We start from the raw sequence: 17,431 nt of genomic DNA, 5'->3' as shown, positions 1-17,431 counted from the left end.
CCTGGCCCGACTTATCCACAGGCGAAAGCGAAATGCTGGATTCCGCGAGATCGTCGGGGCATGACGAATCACGGCGAAACGACTGGATCGCACGGAAGCGGACCTTTCGGTGGGGAGACCTTCGGGGTGGGCCCTTCCGGGACCGAGCCCTTCGGAAGCGGGTCCCTCGGCTCCGGCGACATCACGTACGACGGAACCGGACCGAACCACCAGATCACCCTGCGTACCCCGGCCGAACTGGCCGACGCCCTGCCGTATCTCCTCGGCTACCGCCCCGAGGACAGCATCGTCCTGGTCGCCCTGCACGACCGGGACGGCGGCGGCAGGTTCGGCGGCAGGGCCAGGGTCGGCATCCCGGCGGACCACGACGACTGGCCGGAGGCGGCCCGGCAGTTGGCGCGGGGACTGATCAGGGGCAGCGAGCGCAGGGGAGTGATGCCCGAGCAACTGGTCGCCTTCCTCTGCCAGGAGCCGGCGAACGGCGAGACGGCGCGTGAGGTCGCGCGGCGGTTGCAGCCACTGGCCCAGACGCTGCGCGAGGAGTGCGGCTCCCTCGACGTCCCGGTGGTCGAGGCCCTGTGCATCTCCGATGGCCGCTTCTGGTCCTACTGCTGCCCGACCGACCGATGCTGCCCCGACGAGGGCTGGCCCATGGGTCTGCCCGGCACCTCGGTACTGGCCGCGGCGGCGGCGTACGCCGGACTTCAGGTGCGCGGCAGCCTGAAGGAGCTGCGGGCCAGGCTGCTCCCCTGGGAGGCCTCGGTGGCACGCGCGCAGGAGACCGCGCTGGACGCGGCGGGCCGGGCCCTGGTGCCGAGGATCCTCGACGAGGTGAGCCGTGCCGGAGTCGCCGAGGAGACACTGGAACTCGCCGGGCGCGTCCTGGGCCGCTTCGCCGACACGCCCGCCGTCCCCGGCGCGGTCGCCGCCGACCTCCGCGACGATCGGCTCTTGGACGACGGGGAAGCGGCCTCGCTGATCCTCGGCCTACAGGACCGCACGACGCGTGACCGCGCGGCCGAGTGGATGGAAGGGGACGAAGCGGCCCCTGCGCTCCGCCTCTGGCGGGCCCTGGCCCGCCGCTGTGTCGGCCCCTACGGAGAACACGCGGCCGCGCCGCTCACCCTCGCGGGCTGGGTCGCCTGGTCCTCGGGCGACGGCCTGGAGGCCCGTGAAGCCCTCGCCATGGCGCTGGGCGCGGACCCCGACTACCTCTTCGCCCGCCTCCTCCACCAGGCGTGCAACGAGGGACTGGACCCGGAATCGGTCCGCCGCTGCCTCCGCGCGGAGCGCACGGGGCGCCTGCACCCGGCCGAGCAGGAAGCAGAAACCGGCGAGGACCCGCCCGAGGCGGCTGCCCCGCGATCGTCCGGCGAGCAGAACGGCCCGGAAGCGGAAGCGGAAGCGGAAGCGCAGGGCGCAAAGGGCCCGGAGGACCCGGAGGGCGTGGCGCCCGGTACCGGCGCGGAGCGGCATCCGGCGCCCGGCCCCCGCGGCAGGTGCGCACCGGCGGTGGCGGCGGCCCCGTCCGGCCGTCGGCGTCGCGTACGAGGCACCGCGGCGGTGTCCGGCCCCGGCCCCGCCAGGCCGCCCGGCCGCACACGCCCGCGTGCCACGGGGGCGACGGGCGCGACGGACCCGGCTCGCCGCGCCCGGCGTCGGCCGACCCATGAGCCACAGCCCGACCTGTCCGGAGACGACGCATGAACCCCCCGTCCGCCCCGAACCGTCGCAACCGTCGCGCCCCTCTCACTCCCCCCACTCCTCTCACCGCTCCCACCTCGCGCGCCTCCACCGCTCCCACCTCTCTCGTCTCGCCTCTCGGCCCTCCGTACCGCCGCCATTCGGTCGGCTTCACCGGTCCCGGGCGTGACCCGGCCCCGCTCCGCGCCGTTCACCTGAGTGGCGGAACACCTGCCCAGGCCACCCCGCCACCCCAGGTCGCTTCGGAGCCGCCGCCGGTGCCGGGCGCCGTACACGCCGAGGCCCCCAGAGCGCAGAGGAAGCCGTCCCATGCACCAGCCGACTCCGCCCTGCCCCACCGGCGGCGCCGCGGTCTTCAGCACGCCCGTGAGCCCCGTGGGGCAGCGCCCGGCCGCGCCCGCGCGGTACGCCGCGCTCGTGCCGGGTGACTCCCGGACCCGGGCGCCGCGCTCGCTCCCGGGCAGTCCCGCGGAACTGCCCGCAGCCCATGACGCCATGATCTGCGTGGCCCTCCCCGGGCTGGCGATCTCCTCCGCCCAGGGGCAGTTGAGCGGGCGCGGTCTGGAGGGCTTCTACCGCTCCGGACGGCGCCTCCTCTCCCGCTGCCAGGTGCGCGTCGCCGGGCGTGAACCGCTCGGCGTCCAGGCCCTGATGACCGCCGCCGACCGGGTCCGCTTCGTCGGCACCCTGCGCGCCTCTCCGGGCACGGGCCCGGACCCCGACGTGCTGGTGGAGCGCGTACGGGACGCGGACGGCACGGAGCGGATCACCCTGCGCAGCACCTCGCCGCGCCCGTTGCGGCTCCCCGTGGAGGTGGCTCTCGGCACCGACCTCGCGGACCTCGGTCAGATCGCCCGTGGACGCGCGGGGGAGGAACGCCCCGCGAGCGTGCGGGGCTCGGGGCTGCGCTGGTCCCGCGGCGCCACCAGCGCGTCGGTCACCGCGGACCCGCCGCCCGCCGAAGCACTGGCCTCCGCGGGCCTGCTGCGCTGGGAGTTCGAGCTGTCCCCGGGCGGCACGGCCACCGTGGAACTGCGGGTGCGGCAGGACGGCGCGGGACCCCTGCGGGCCGTGGGCCGCACCGCCACGAGTCCGCTGGCGCCCGCGCGGGCCACCGGCGACACCCCCGGGGTGGCGGAACTGCTGCGCACCGGCATCGACGACCTGCACGCCCTGCTGCTGCGCGCCCCGGCCTCCCCGTCCGACCTGCACCTGGCGGCCGGGGCCCCGTGGCGGTGCGGCCTGGCCCCGGCCGAGGCGCTGGTCGCTGCCCGGATGGCGCTGCCCCTGGGGACCCGGCTGGCCGTGAGCACCCTGCGCACCCTGGCCCGCACCCAGCACACCGGCCCAGGGCGGCAGACCGGGATGATCCCCGGACCGCGCCGCGACGCGGGCCCCCACCTGCCGCCCGGCTGCACCGGCACGGAGGCGACTCTGCTCTTCCCCGCGCTGCTCGCCGAAGCCCGCCGCTGGGGCCTTCCCGAACGGGAGGCGGAGGACCTGCTGCCCGCGGCCGAGGGCTGCCTCACCTGGCTGCGTGCTGCCGTGGGAGACGGCACATATCTGTGCGATCACCTGCCCGGCAGACCCGTGCGCTGCGAGATCCAGGCGCACGCCCACCGGGCGGCGCTGCTCGGCGCGGACCTGCTCGACGCGTACGGCAGACCGGGCGCGGCCGAACTGCGGCAGTGGGCCCAGCATCTGCGCACGGCGTTCCGGGACGACTTCTGGGTCGACGACCGCGGCGGCGGCAGACCCGCGGCCGGCCGGGCCCCCGACGGGCGGCTGCTCACGCACCTCGACGCCTCCGCCGTGCACCTGCTCGACACCGGCCTGCTGGGCGGCGGACGGCAGGCACCCGGACTCCTCGACGAGGCGCGGACCGGTCAGCTCGCCCGGCTGCTGCGCGGGCCCACGATGGACTCGGGCTGGGGACTGCGCGGGCTCGCCGCCAGGGAGGCCGGCTACAACCCCTTCGGGCACCGCGCCGGGGCGGTGCGGGTGGCCGAGACGGCCGTCGCCGTCGCGGGCCTGGCGGCAGCGGGCCACGAGGAGGAGGCCGGTGGCCTGCTGCGGGGCATCCTGGCGGCGGCCGGGGCCTTCGGACACCGGCTGCCCGAGATGTTCGCCGGAGAGCAGCGCACGGACGGCGGCGCGCCCGTTCCGCACCCGGCGGCCTGCCGTCCCTCGGCGACGGCCGCGTCCGCCGCGGTCCTGCTGCTGACCGCGCTCGTCGGCATCCGGCCCGACGCCCCCGCCGGGACGGTCACGCTGCGGCCGGTGCGTGCGGCGCCGCTCGGAGAGATCGGCCTCACCGGGCTGCGGGTCGCGGGCGCCCCCTTCTCGGTACGGGTCAGCCGGCTCGGTCTCGCCCTGGTCGAGGAGGCTGCCGACGGGCTGCAACTGGGGGTATGACCTCGTACGACATGGTGCGGGGAACGGCCGCGACGCGAGCGCGGGGAGTCCGGCGCGGCCGTGCGGACCGCTCGTCGCTGCGACCGGCGAAGGGAGTGTTTATCGTCAGGCAGACGACTATGATCACGGCATGCCCTACGACCCGTCAGCCTTTCCGCCCTTCGCTGTCACCGTGGACCTGGTCGTGCTGACCGTGCGCCGCCATGCCCTGTGCGCGCTGGCGGTGCGCAGGGGAGAGCCCCCGTTCCAGGGACGGTGGGCGCTTCCAGGCGGTTTCGTGCGGGAGGACGAGGATCTGGCGCAGGCCGCGGCGCGCGAGCTGGAGGAGGAAGCGGGCCTGTGCGTCCATGATCCCGCCGCACCGGTCCAGGACAACGGCGCGCATCTGGAGCAGCTCGCGACCTACGGCGACCCGGGCCGTGATCCGCGGATGCGTGTCGTCAGCGTCGCCCACCTCGCCCTCGCGCCCGATCTGCCCGCGCCCCGGCCCGGTGGTGACGCCGGTGACGCCCGCTGGGCGTCCGTGGCGGAGCTGCTCCAGCAGGACGGCTACGGCCGGGACGGCGAAGCGGTGGCCCCGCTCGCCTTCGACCACGCCCGGATCCTGGCCGACGGGGTCGAGCGGGCCCGGTCGAAGATCGAGTACTCGTCGCTGGCGACCGCCTTCTGCCCGCCGGAATTCACCGTCGGTGAACTGCGGCGCGTCTACGAGGCGGTGTGGGGAGTGGCGCTCGACCCGCGCAACTTCCATCGCAAGGTGACGGGGACGCCGGGCTTCCTGGTGCCGACCGGGGGCACGACCACGCGGCAGGGCGGCCGCCCCGCCCAGCTGTTCCGGGCGGGCGGGGCCACGTTGCTCAACCCGCCCATGCTGCGCCCGGAGGTCTGACACGGGAACGGAGGGCGGCGGTGTCGGCCGTACGCGCGTTGCAAACCGTAAAAAAGGTACATAACGGCTATCTTGCTGCGGGTGATCCAGGCCTTCGGATTGACCAGCGACTCCCGCAAGGGCCGTTCGCCCGCCGTCGACGACGTCTCCTTCGAGGCGCACTCGGGGTGTGTCACCGCGCTCCTGGGGACCGCGGGCGCGGGCAAGACGACCACGCTCAGACTCATGCTCGAACTCCAACAGGGCCGGGGAATCACCTACTTCAAAGGGCGGCCCCTGCATCGCATCGCCCATCCGGCGCGTGAGGTCGGTGTCCTCCTGGGTGACGTGCCCGGCCATCCCTCCCGCTCGGTCCGGGGCCATCTGCGGATGCTGTGCGCGGCGGCGGGACTTCCGGCCCGGCGGGCCGACGAAGTGCTGGAGGCGGTCGGACTCGTCAGCTTCCGCGACGAGCGTCTGGGCATGCTGTCGCGCGGCATGGACCGGCGGCTCGGCCTGGCGTGCGTCCTGCTGTCCGACCCGCACACGCTGGTGCTCGACCATCCGGCGGGCGGCGTCTCCCCGCGGGAGGGCCGCTGGCTGCACGGCATGCTGCGGGCCCACGCGGGCCGGGGCGGCACGGTGCTGTTCGCCACGGACGACCCCAAAGAGGCCGCACGCACCGCAGACCGGGTCGTCACGCTGGAGCGCGGCAGCGTCGTGGCCGACCAGGAGGCGACGGACTTCGCCCGCCACCGGCTGCGCCCGCGCGTCGCGGTCCTCAGCCCGCACGCCGCCCGCCTCGCCGCCCTGCTGGCCAAGGAGGCCCGCACCGCCCAGCGCTCCGTGGAGGTCGTACGGGAGGACGGCAATCGCCTGTCCGTCTACGGCAGTACGTGCGCCGACGTCGGGGAGACCGCGTTCCGCCACGGCATCCTCGTCCATCAACTCGCCGACGAGGTGGGCGACATGGGTGCCGGAGCCGGAGCCGGAGCCGAGCGTGCCACTGCGGAGCACCCGTTCGCCGAGCAGGCGCACGCCGGGGAGCCCGGCGTCCCCGCCGCCGGAGAGACTTCGGCTGCCCCGGCTTCGGGGCAGGCCCCGGGGCCGGGGACCGTCCCCTTCGTTCCCTCCACTTCCCTGGTGCGCGACGACGGTGGAGCGGTCGGCGCGCCCGGCGGGAACACACGTGCCGCGGCGGACCGGGGCGGAAACGCCGCCGCCACCGCTCCGGGCGGGCCCGGCACCACGCCCCGGAAGGAGGCCGAGGAGACGGTCGCCGCCGCTCTCCTCGACCACGGCCGCCCCGAGGCCGTCTCCGTCGCCGCGCACCCGGACGGCTCGACGGCCGCCGCCGCACACGCCGACAGCGTGCCCACGGCGGCACGCCCGCACGTCGGTGGCGTACGGGCCCGGTCCGGCGACGCGTCCCGGACCGGCCACGGGGACCGCGCCGACGCACCGGAGCAGTCCCCGGACGGCCCTCCCGGCGCCCGGTCCTCGGCACGACGGCGCCCCGGTCCGCACCCGGACCCCCAGCCGCAAGGGACTGCTCGGACACCGGGCCCGCAGGCATCCACCACGCACCCGGCAGCCGCGAACTCGGCCACCGCGAACCCGGCCACCGCGCAGCCCTCGATCCCCACGCCCCGCCCCGCCGAGGTGGTCACGGCGGACGCCTCGTCGCCGTTGCCGCCCCCCATCGCGGTCCGCCCCGGCGCGGGACCGCTGCGCCCCCTGCGCTACGAACTGCGCCGCGCCCTGGGCATCGGCACCGGATTCGCCGTCTGCGCGGCCGTTCTGGTCGTCTCCGCCCTCACGGCCCTGGTCATGGGGCACATCGGCCATACGCCGCAGCCCCGGTTGCTGGCGGCGTGGCCGCAGCAGTTGCCGCTGCCACCGGCGGCGCTCGGCGCGGGACTGCTCGGAGCGCTCGCCTTCGGCGACGAGTTCCGGCACCCCGCGCTGGCGGCGGACCGGGGCACCGTGCCCCGCCGCCTCGGACTGCTCGCCGCCAAGCTCCTCGTCGCCACGGCCACGGCGGCGCTGCTGGCCTTCCTCACCATCGGCTGCGACGCCGAGTTGCTGTACCTCGTCTACGGAGGAGAGCTGACACAGGTCCCCGGTGACTGGCTCTCCCCGGCCGCGAGTTGGGCCGGCCTCGTGATCGGGTGCGGCTGGACCGGGGTGCTGGCGTCCGGGGTGTTCCGGTCCGCGACCGCGGGGCTGGCCGCGGTGCTCGCCGTGCCGGTCGTCGGCGTACCGCTGGTGCAGGAGGCGCTGGGCGGGGCCGCCTGGGACACCGCCGGACTGCCCGCGCGGCTGCACGAGACGTTCCTGCTGCCGTGGCCCTTCGGCGGGGACCGCTGGCTCGCCGCCGCAGCCCGTGTGGTCGCCCAACCGGTGGGCGGCGCACTGGTGTTGTCGCTCGTCGCGCTGCTCGGCGGGTATCTGCTGACGGTCCTGCGCGGCAGGGTCCGGTGAGCAGGGTTCGCGCTCATTCGATCGCGCATCGGGCGCAACTCCCCGCGGAAAGCACATTTCTTTCCGATAAGGCGTCAATTGCGACGGAGTGAGCGATCACCCTTTCGTGTGCTTTTCACCAAAGACCTCAAGGGAGTTGGAGGCAGCGCCGACAAAGGATCCGTGAGTACCCTTGCGCACACCATGATGACCGCCGCCCGCTCCACCGACTCCGGTCTGGCCGGACCGGGCGGACTCGACCGCTACCCCTACGCCGAGGCACCCGTCCCCGACCGCGTCGGAAGTCCTGCCTGGGAGGGCGCGGACCCCGAGCTGGGGCGTGTCGGCCGACGCGCCGCCGGCAGCCGCGGCCGCGGCCTGCACGGCCAACTCGTCCAGCAGCTCGGTCAGATGATCGTCTCGGGCGACCTGGGCGCCGACCGCCCGCTGGTTCCCGAGGAGATCGGCCAGCGCTTCGAGGTCTCCCGCACCGTCGTCCGGGAGTCGCTCCGCGTGCTGGAGGCCAAGGGCCTGGTCAGCGCGCGTCCCAACGTCGGCACGCGGGTGCGCCCGGTCAGCGACTGGAACCTCCTCGATCCCGACATCATCGAGTGGCGGGCCTTCGGGCCGCAGCGCGACGACCAGCGCCGTGAGCTGAGCGAGCTGCGCTGGACGATCGAGCCGCTCGCCGCGCGCCTCGCCGCGGGACACGGACGCGAGGACGTCCAGCAGCGCCTCGTCGACATGGTCGAGATCATGGGCCATGCCCTTGCGCAGGGTGACGCGCTGACCTTCTCCCGGGCCGACACGGAGTTCCACGGCCTGCTCATCCAGGTCGCGGGCAACCGGATGCTGGAGCACCTCTCCGGGATCGTCTCGTCCGCCCTGCATGTGTCGGGCGGCCCCGTCACGGGCTGCGACCGGCCGAACGACGCCTCGGTGGGACAGCACGCCCGGATCGTCGACGCGCTCGCGGCCGGCGACGGCGCCGCGGCGGAGGGCGCCATGCGCCAGCTCCTCACGGTGCACCCCGAGATCGAGCGAGTGGTGCCCGCGCCGCGCGAGCACTGAACCGCGGGCGACGCGCCGGGGCGCGGGCGGCACGGCCGGAGTCCTGCCGCCCTCCCGTGCCCCCGGACCGCGGCCCGCTTCCCTCCGCTCCGCCGCTCCAGTCCGTCCCTCCGCCGTCCTCTCGTCGTCCGGTCGTCGTCCCGTCGTCCTGTTGTCCAGGCGTCGCGCTCGCGCTGTCCTCGTGCCGTCCCCCCGGTGCCCCGGCCGGTGAGCGGCCGTCGGCGGACGAGTGGCCCCGGCGGACGAGTGGCCTCAGCGGGGACCCGGCCGGACCTCCCGTCTCCGCCGTCCCGTGCCCGGCGGGGTCGTGGTCGCTCGACGGGCGGGCGGCGCCGCGTGAGAGCCCGTCCACCCCGACTGATCTCATGTGTCCACTTCTGACCGTTTTTAAGCGCTTACGGGGTGTGACTCGGGCCACGCGGATTGGGCGTAACGCTCATGGGAACAACGCGATGACCTAAGAGGTGACAGCCGCGGAGGGAATACGGACGCCGTTCATGGCGCTGTGCATCTTCCCGGCCCCCGCCCGTCCCGTCGGCCCAATCCCCAGGCCGGTGGTCGGCTCCTGTCCATCCGAGGACGGGGCCGGAAGCCGTTTTCCAACGTTCCGAGAGGTTGTTCGTGTCGGCCAGCACATCCCGTACGCTCCCGCCGGAGATCGCCGAGTCCGTCTCTGTCATGGCGCTCATTGAGCGGGGAAAGGCTGAGGGGCAGATCGCCGGCGACGATGTGCGTCGGGCCTTCGAAGCTGACCAGATCCCGGCCACTCAGTGGAAGAACGTACTGCGCAGCCTCAACCAGATCCTCGAGGAAGAGGGTGTGACGCTGATGGTCAGTGCCGCGGAGCCAAACAAGCGCACCCGAAAGAGCGTCGCAGCGAAGAGCCCGGCCAAGCGCACCGCCACCAAGACGGTCGCGGCGAAGACGGTGACCACCAGGAAGGCCACCGCCACCGCCACTCCGACGGCGCCGCCCGCCGCCGACACGCCGGTCGAGGACGACGCTCCCGCCAAGAAGGCCGCCGCCAAGAAGACGACCGCCGCCGCGAAGAAGACGGCGGCGAAGAAGACGACCGCCGCCGCCAAGAAGACGACGGCCAAGAAGACCGCGGGCAAGAAGGACGACGCCGAGCTCCTCGAGGACGAGGTGCTGGAGGACCCCAAGGGCGCGACGGAGGAGCCGGAGGGCGCGGAGAGCGCCGGTTTCGTGCTCTCCGACGAGGACGAGGACGACGCCCCCGCCCAGCAGGTCGCCGCGGCCGGTGCCACCGCCGACCCGGTCAAGGACTACCTCAAGCAGATCGGCAAGGTCCCCCTGCTCAACGCCGAGCAGGAAGTCGAACTGGCCAAGCGCATCGAGGCGGGTCTCTTCGCCGAGGACAAGCTGGCCAACTCCGACAAGCTGGCGCCGAAGCTCAAGCGCGAGCTGGAGATCATCGCCGAGGACGGCCGCCGCGCCAAGAACCACCTCCTGGAGGCCAACCTCCGTCTGGTGGTCTCCCTGGCCAAGCGCTACACCGGCCGCGGCATGCTCTTCCTGGACCTCATCCAGGAGGGCAACCTCGGTCTGATCCGCGCGGTCGAGAAGTTCGACTACACCAAGGGCTACAAGTTCTCCACGTACGCCACCTGGTGGATCCGGCAGGCGATCACCCGCGCCATGGCCGACCAGGCCCGCACCATCCGTATCCCGGTGCACATGGTCGAGGTCATCAACAAGCTCGCGCGCGTGCAGCGCCAGATGCTCCAGGACCTGGGCCGCGAGCCCACCCCGGAGGAGCTGGCCAAGGAGCTCGACATGACCCCGGAGAAGGTCATCGAGGTCCAGAAGTACGGCCGCGAGCCCATCTCGCTGCACACCCCGCTGGGCGAGGACGGCGACAGCGAGTTCGGTGACCTCATCGAGGACTCCGAGGCGGTCGTCCCGGCCGACGCGGTGAGCTTCACGCTGCTCCAGGAGCAGCTGCACTCGGTGCTCGACACCCTGTCCGAGCGCGAGGCGGGTGTCGTCTCCATGCGCTTCGGTCTCACCGACGGCCAGCCCAAGACCCTCGACGAGATCGGCAAGGTCTACGGCGTCACGCGTGAGCGGATCCGCCAGATCGAGTCCAAGACCATGTCGAAGCTGCGCCACCCGTCGCGCTCGCAGGTGCTGCGCGACTACCTCGACTAGGACGACTCGAAGGACGACGCGTAGGACGACTCGCCAGGACCCGCGCGACACCGTGAGGCCCGGTTCTCCCCGTGGGGGAACCGGGCCTTCGTGCTGCGGCGCGCGCCCCTGTGCCCGACTCTGGGTGTTCGATGATCGCCACAGAGTGAGGAGTGCGTATGTGACGCCGTATTGCCCGCGCCCTGGCCGGGCCGCTGGTGCTGGCGGCCACCGGGGCCGCGATACCGCTGGTGAACGCCGCCCCCGCCGCAGCGGACAGCGTTGTCGTCGGGGGTTTCCCCGTCGATGTGGCCCAGAGCCCCTGGACCGTGGCGCTGTCCAGCCGTGACCGGTTCGGAGGTACGCGCGCGGGACAGTTCTGCGGGGCCGTGGCCGTCGCCCGCGACGCCGTGCTGACCGCCGCGCACTGCCTGTCCGGTGAGGTGGTCGGTGCGCCGCCGACACGGGATCTGAAGGTCATCGAGGGACGCACGGACCTGCTGTCCGGACAGGGCAAGGAGATCCGCGTACGCGCCACCTGGGTCAATCCGCGCTACGACCGGGCGACCAACTCGGGCGACTTCGCGGTGCTCACGCTGGCCGAGCCGCTGCCCCGCAGTGCCGTCATCCCGATGGCGGGCGCGGGCGACCCCGCGTACGCGCCGGGGACCGGTGCCCTCGTCTACGGCTGGGGCGACACGACCGGCGGCGCGGCCTACCCGCACAGCCTGCACGCGGCGCGGGTGCATGTGCTGCCCGACGCCCAGTGCGAGCGGGCGTATCCGGGCAGTGCGAACGGCACGTACGTGCCCGGGACCATGCTGTGCGCGGGCGAGAGCGTCGGGGGGCGGGACGCCTGCCAGGGCGACAGCGGGGGACCGCTGGTGGCCCAGGGGCGCCTCATCGGGCTGGTCTCCTGGGGGGACGGCTGCGGGGAGGCGGGGAGCCCAGGCGTCTACACGCGGGTGTCCGACGTGGTGCGGACGCTGCGTGCCGCGCGGGGGTCCAAGGGCCTGCGGCAGTCCGTGGACGGGGCCTGAGCGGTCTCGGGCGGACATGACGACGGGCGGTCGCTCCTGTGGATCAGGAGCGGCCGCCCGTTTCGCCGGCCTGTGCCGGAGCTGGCTCGTCGTGCGAGATGGTCAGCGCTCTTCGTCGGGCGTGGTCGCAGGCACGGAGGTGAGGCGCTCCGTCTCATCCTGTATCTCAGCGGCGATCTTCTTGAGTTCCGGCTCGAACTTGCGACCGTGGTGGGCGCAGAAGAGCAGTTCTCCGCCGCTCAGCAGGACGACGCGCAGGTATGCCTGGGCGCCGCAGCGGTCGCAGCGATCAGCGGCCGTCAGCGGGCTCGCGGGGGTCAGAACAGTAGTCACGTCGCCTCTTCTCTAGCTCGACGAGCTGTCGTACCAGGGTCAACATCCAACCAGCCCCAAACGTTCCCGCTCGCGGCTTTTCCTCGAAAAATCTTCCCGAGGTGGCTGTCCGTTGCCGGTTTGGCGGCGAATGTGCCGTATTACGTTTCTGTGTGTCTTACGGGTTCGCGCTGTCGGTCATGGTCGGTCCTCCCCGGCCGGCTTGCCGGTTGTTCATGAGGACGTGCCCGGAGCCTAAATGGTTCATGCCCCGAAGGGAACGTGATATGTGCTTCACTCCATCGAGGGATCGAACGTACATGCGACGCCTCGACTAGTCTGAAGCGCCGCCGAGGGTTGCGTTACAAGGGCTCTACCAGGGCTCGGTACCCTCTGAGCGGCAACCCAAGCCGCGCCCTTACCCATCAGGGCCTCACCTGAAATTCAGCGAGGAGCGAACCGCGTGACCGCCGATACGTCCGTGCCGTCCACAGCGCTGCTGGCAGGAGCAGACCGTGACGGCTCCAACTACACCGCGCGGCACCTGCTCGTCCTCGAGGGACTCGAGGCCGTGCGCAAGCGCCCCGGCATGTACATCGGGTCGACCGACAGCCGCGGTCTCATGCACTGCCTGTGGGAGATCATCGACAACTCCGTGGACGAGGCCCTGGCGGGCGTCTGCGACCACATCGAGGTCGTCCTGCACGACGACGGCTCCGTGGAGGTCCGCGACAACGGCCGCGGCATCCCGGTCGACGTCGAGCCCAGGACCGGCCTGTCCGGTGTCGAGGTCGTCATGACCAAGCTGCACGCCGGAGGCAAGTTCGGCGGCGGCTCCTACGCCGCCTCCGGCGGTCTGCACGGCGTCGGCGCCTCCGTCGTCAACGCGCTGTCCGCCCGGCTGGACGTCGAGGTCGACCGCGGTGGCCACACGCACGCGATCAGCTTCCGGCGCGGTGTGCCGGGGGCGTTCACGGGCAACGGCCCCGACGCCAAGTTCGAGGCCGGCAGCGGGCTGCGCAAGGCCAAGAAGATCCCCAAGTCGCGCACCGGTACGCGCGTGCGCTACTGGGCCGACCGCCAGATCTTCCTCAAGGACGCGAAGCTCTCCCTGGAGAACCTGCACCAGCGCGCCCGGCAGACCGCCTTCCTGGTGCCCGGCCTGACCATCGTCGTGCGCGACGAGTACGGCCTGGGCGAGGGCGGCAGCAAGGGCGAGGAGTCCTTCCGCTTCGACGGCGGCATCAGCGAGTTCTGCGAGTACCTGGCGAGCGACAGGCCCGTCTGCGACGTCCTCCGCCTCAGCGGCCAGGGCACCTTCAAGGAGACGGTCCCCGTCCTGGACGAGCACGGCCAGATGACGCCCACCGAGGTCACCCGCGACCTCGGCGTGGACGTCGCCCTGCGCTGGGGGACCGGCTACGACACCACGCTGCGGTCCTTCGTCAACATCATCGCCACGCCCAAGGGCGGCACCCATGTCGCCGGCTTCGAGCAGGCCGTGGCCAAGACGATGAACGAGGTGCTGCGGGCCAAGAAGATGCTGCGCGTCGCCGAGGACGACATCGTCAAGGACGACGCCCTGGAGGGCCTCACCGCCGTCGTCACGGTCCGCCTGGCGGAACCGCAGTTCGAGGGGCAGACCAAGGAGGTCCTCGGCACCTCGGCGGCCCGCCGCATCGTGAACAACGTGATCACCAAGGAACTGAAGGCGTTCCTGACCTCCACCAAGCGGGACGCCGCCCAGCAGGCCCGCGTCGTCCTGGAGAAGGCCGTCGCCGCCGCCCGCACCCGCATCGCGGCGCGCCAGCACAAGGACGCCCAGCGCCGCAAGACCGCTCTGGAATCCTCCTCGCTGCCCGCCAAGCTCGCCGACTGCCGCAGCGACGACGTCGACCGCAGCGAGCTGTTCATCGTCGAGGGGGACTCCGCGCTCGGCACCGCCAAGCTCGCCCGGAACTCCGAGTTCCAGGCGCTGCTGCCGATTCGCGGCAAGATCCTCAACGTCCAGAAGTCGTCCGTCACGGACATGCTGAAGAACGCCGAGTGCGGCGCGATCATCCAGGTGATAGGAGCGGGCTCCGGCCGGACCTTCGATCTGGACGCGGCACGCTACGGCAAGATCATCATGATGACCGACGCCGATGTGGACGGCTCCCACATCCGCACCCTGCTCCTCACCCTCTTCCACCGCTACATGCGGCCCATGGTCGAGGCGGGCCGGGTCTTCGCCGCCGTGCCGCCGCTGCACCGGGTCGAACTGGTCCAGCCGAAGAAGGGCCAGGACAAGTACGTCTACACGTACTCGGACCGCGAGCTGCGGGACAGGCTGCTGGAGTTCCAGAGCAAGAACATCCGGTACAAGGACTCGATCCAGCGGTACAAGGGCCTCGGCGAGATGGACGCCGACCAGCTGGCCGAGACCACGATGGACCCGCGCCACCGCACCCTGCGCCGGATCAACCTCTCCGACCTGGAGGCTGCGGAGGGCGTGTTCGACCTGCTCATGGGCAACGACGTGGCCCCCCGCAAGGAGTTCATCGCCAGCTCGGCCGCGACGCTGGACCGCTCGCGCATCGACGCGTAGCGGCCGAAGGGGCTTCACGGCACCCTGGCTGTGGCTGTGGCTGTGGCTGTGGCTGTGGCTGTGGCTGTGGCCGTGGCTGGTGGCTGCGGTCGCCGGACCGTGCCGCGGTCGTGGTCGTGGTCGCGGCCACGATGCCGTTGTGCCGTCTGGACGGGTGCCCCCGGCGGGCACGGCGGTGGGGCGCCGACGAGGTCCGGGGGCCCGGGGGCCGGAGGCCCAGAGTCTGGTGCCCGGGGGCTGGGGGGCCGGGGGCCCGGTTGTCCACCCGTGGGTGGAGAATTCCGGCGCCGGGGATCCACCCTCGATCCACCCCCGGTCCGATCAGTCCGCCCGTGATTTTCCGTAGCGTCGAAGGCGTCGGCGGTTCTCGCCGCCGGCCTCTCCTTCCCGCTCATGGAGGCTCTGATGTCCGGGCTCGTCAACGTGCTGGTGATCGTCGCGGTCGCCGCGCTCGTGATCTCCAGGCAGTTCCGCGCCCGCCGGGTCGACGCGGACCGGCGCTGGTGGCTGCTGCCCGCGATCCTCGCCGTCGTCGCCCTGCGCGACCCGCACCTGATCGACGCCCACCGTCAGGGCGAGGCCGTCGCGCTCCTCGTCGCCGAGCTGATCATCGGCCTGGGGATCGGAGCCGGCTGGGCCTGGACCTCCCGGATATGGGTGGAGGCGGACGGCGCCGTCTGGACCAGGACGACCAAGGCGGGGATCGCCGTCTGGACCGGAGGCATCGTCCTGCGCGCCGGTCTGTTCGGACTGGGCGAGCTGCTCGGTGTGCGCCAGGGCAGCCCGGCGCTGATGCTCGCGCTCGCCGCCACGCTGCTGGTGCGCTCGGGAGTCCTGGTCCAGCGCACCGGCGCCCTGACGGCGGCGGACGACCGGACCGCGGCGTACGGTGACGGCAGGCCCCGGCCCGCGTGGAAGGAACACGCATGACGGAGAACGTCTGGACGCGCTGGCCCTCTCCGGAAGCGCTGGGCCGCGAGGGCATCTCACGGCCCCGGCGCCTCCTGGGCTGGGGGGTGCGGCTGCTGCTGGCCGCCATCCTGCTGTGGGGCGCCTTCCGCAACAGCCACGTCCACGCCTGGGGAGCCGCGGCGGCCGCGGCGGGCGTGCTGGTGGCCGCCGGCGCGTCCTGGGCCTTCTTCCGGACCACGCTCGCCCACCGGCTCGGACCGTCCCTGGCGCTCTTCGCGCTGCTCCTCGGAGTCGGCGCCGCCGCCCAGGCGGGGAGCTTCCACGATCCCGCCCTCGTCATCTGGTGCGCCTGCGCGGTCGCCGCGCTGGAGAGACTGCCGCTCGCGGTGGCCACCCCGCTGACGGGGATCGCGCTCGGCGCGTTCGCCACGGCCAACGACGACCGGTGGCTCACCACCGTCGTCACGGCGGTCGGTCTGGCACTCGCCGGCTATGTCCTGCGGCTCGACGCCGAGGCCCGCGCCGGTGCCCAGCGGCTGCTCGCCCAGGAGCGGGCCGCGCGGGCGGCGGAGGCGGAGTCGGCGGCGCTGGGGGAGCGGGCCAGGATCGCGCGGGAGATCCATGACGTGCTGGCCCACAGCCTCTCGGCCCAGCTCGTGCACCTGGAGGCGGCCCGGCTCCTCATCGAGCGGGGCGCGGACCGGGACCAGATCCTGGAGCGGGTGGTCGCCGCCCGGGGCATGGCCCGCGACGGACTCTCCGAGACCCGGCAGGCACTGTCCGCGCTGCGCGGCGAACTGACCCCGCTGGAGGACTTCCTCAGCCAGCTCGTGGCGGCGAACGACGGGGCGGAGGTCACCGTCTCGGGTGAACGCAGACGGCTTCCCGCCGAGGCGTCCCAGGCCGTCCGCAGGGTCGCTCAGGAGGCCCTGACCAACGTCCGCAAGCACGCTCCGGGCGCCCGGGTCAGGCTCAGCCTGGACTACCGCGACGACCAGGTGGTGCTGGACGTACGGGACTCGGGCGGTTCGCCCGGCGAACTGGCCGGGGCCGGCGGCGGGTACGGTCTGCTGGGCATGCGTGAGCGCGCCGAGCTGCTGGGCGGCTCGCTGGAGGCAGGGCCGCACGAGGAGGGGTTCGCGGTGACGTTGAAGGTGCCGGTATGACCGAGGAGGCTGTCGGGAAGCCGGCGCGGGTGGTGGTGGCGGACGACCAGACGGTGGTCCGGGAAGGCATCGTGATGCTGCTGGGGCTGCTGCCGGGCGTCGAGGTGGTGGGGTCCGCGGGGGACGGCGAGGAGGCCGTGCGGCTCGTCGCGGAGGTCGCGCCGGACGTGGTGCTGATGGACCTGCGGATGCCGCGCTGCGACGGTGTCGAGGCCACCCGGCGGATCCGCTCGCAGCACCCGGGAACACAGGTGGTGATCCTCACGACCTTCGCGGACGACGAGTCGCTGTTCCCCGCGCTCAGGGCGGGGGCGCGGGGCTATCTGACCAAGGACGCGGGGGGTGACGAGATCGTCCGGGCGGTGCACAGCGTGCTGTCCGGGGACGCGGGGCTCTCGCCCGGCATCCAGCGGCGGCTGCTGGAGCGGCTGTCCGAGCCCGAGTCCCGCCACACGTCCGCCGATGAACCGCCGGACGGGCTCACGACGCGGGAGTGCGAGGTGCTGGTGCTGATCGCCGAAGGGCTGAGCAACCAGGAGATCGCCCGGCGGCTGCATGTCTCCACGGCCACCGTGAAGACGCACATCAACAACCTGTTCGCCAAGACGGGGCTGAAGGACCGTGCGCAGGCGGTGCGGTACGCGTACACGAAGGGCCTGGCGCGTCCGCCGGCGAGCTGAGTCACCTGATGGGGTGAAGCGCGGGGAGAAGCGAGGCGGCGGGTCCGCCGGTTCTGACCATG

General features: G+C 73.1%; 12 protein-coding genes. 11 read left to right on the top strand and 1 reads right to left on the bottom strand.

Annotation, left to right across the window (positions count from 1 at the left end):
* Positions 1-60: 60 nt before the first annotated feature.
* The 7 genes from ACWDYF_RS17915 (at position 61) to ACWDYF_RS17885 (ending at position 11,712) form a co-directional block, all read left to right on the top strand.
* Entirely contained in the window at positions 61-1,707 is a 1,647-nt protein-coding gene (locus tag ACWDYF_RS17915) for a DUF4192 domain-containing protein (protein WP_389469936.1), read from the top strand.
* A 306-nt stretch (positions 1,708-2,013) separates the two neighbouring features.
* On the top strand, positions 2,014-4,119 hold the full coding sequence (locus ACWDYF_RS17910; RefSeq protein ID WP_389469933.1) for a glycogen debranching N-terminal domain-containing protein: 2,106 nt from the start codon (positions 2,014-2,016) through the stop codon (positions 4,117-4,119).
* A gap of 130 nt (positions 4,120-4,249) precedes the next feature.
* Positions 4,250-5,008, top strand: coding sequence for an NUDIX hydrolase (locus tag ACWDYF_RS17905; protein ID WP_018564676.1), 759 nt, complete (start codon positions 4,250-4,252; stop codon positions 5,006-5,008).
* A gap of 81 nt (positions 5,009-5,089) precedes the next feature.
* Positions 5,090-7,471 carry an ATP-binding cassette domain-containing protein gene (locus ACWDYF_RS17900; protein WP_451584283.1) on the top strand — a complete coding sequence of 794 codons (2,382 nt, stop codon included), beginning with the start codon at positions 5,090-5,092 and terminating at the stop codon, positions 7,469-7,471.
* 162 nt (positions 7,472-7,633) lie between these two features.
* Positions 7,634-8,521 carry a FadR/GntR family transcriptional regulator gene (locus tag ACWDYF_RS17895; protein WP_078509712.1) on the top strand — a complete coding sequence of 296 codons (888 nt, stop codon included), beginning with the start codon at positions 7,634-7,636 and terminating at the stop codon, positions 8,519-8,521.
* Positions 8,522-9,142: 621 nt separating this feature from the next.
* The gene (locus ACWDYF_RS17890; protein WP_037891203.1) at positions 9,143-10,693 is read left to right on the top strand and encodes an RNA polymerase sigma factor; all 1,551 of its coding nucleotides are present in this window, start codon (positions 9,143-9,145) and stop codon (positions 10,691-10,693) included.
* 221 nt (positions 10,694-10,914) lie between these two features.
* On the top strand, positions 10,915-11,712 hold the full coding sequence (locus tag ACWDYF_RS17885; RefSeq protein ID WP_389470043.1) for a S1 family serine peptidase: 798 nt from the start codon (positions 10,915-10,917) through the stop codon (positions 11,710-11,712).
* A gap of 102 nt (positions 11,713-11,814) precedes the next feature.
* Here ACWDYF_RS17885 and ACWDYF_RS17880 read toward each other — a convergent pair whose 3' ends face one another.
* Positions 11,815-12,045 carry a DUF7455 domain-containing protein gene (locus ACWDYF_RS17880; protein ID WP_018564671.1) on the bottom strand — a complete coding sequence of 77 codons (231 nt, stop codon included), beginning with the start codon at positions 12,043-12,045 and terminating at the stop codon, positions 11,815-11,817.
* A gap of 442 nt (positions 12,046-12,487) precedes the next feature.
* Here ACWDYF_RS17880 and ACWDYF_RS17875 point away from each other — a divergent pair, with 442 nt between their 5' ends.
* From ACWDYF_RS17875 to ACWDYF_RS17860, 4 genes are all read left to right on the top strand, one after another.
* Complete coding sequence (locus ACWDYF_RS17875) at positions 12,488-14,611, top strand: DNA gyrase/topoisomerase IV subunit B (protein ID WP_389469925.1); 2,124 nt, start codon at positions 12,488-12,490, stop codon at positions 14,609-14,611.
* Between the two features lie 405 nt (positions 14,612-15,016).
* Entirely contained in the window at positions 15,017-15,541 is a 525-nt protein-coding gene (locus ACWDYF_RS17870) for a DUF1453 domain-containing protein (RefSeq protein ID WP_389469921.1), read from the top strand.
* The gene (locus ACWDYF_RS17865) at positions 15,538-16,689 is read left to right on the top strand and encodes a sensor histidine kinase (protein WP_389469916.1); all 1,152 of its coding nucleotides are present in this window, start codon (positions 15,538-15,540) and stop codon (positions 16,687-16,689) included. The genes ACWDYF_RS17870 and ACWDYF_RS17865 overlap by 4 nt, the downstream gene beginning before the upstream one ends.
* The gene (locus tag ACWDYF_RS17860) at positions 16,686-17,369 is read left to right on the top strand and encodes a response regulator transcription factor (protein ID WP_381739453.1); all 684 of its coding nucleotides are present in this window, start codon (positions 16,686-16,688) and stop codon (positions 17,367-17,369) included. The genes ACWDYF_RS17865 and ACWDYF_RS17860 overlap by 4 nt, the downstream gene beginning before the upstream one ends.
* Positions 17,370-17,431: the final 62 nt, after the last annotated feature.

This window comes from Streptomyces sp. NPDC003284 (assembly GCF_053589675.1).
Note: the sequence above shows the minus strand (reverse complement) of the source record. Positions and strands in the feature narration are given on the sequence as shown.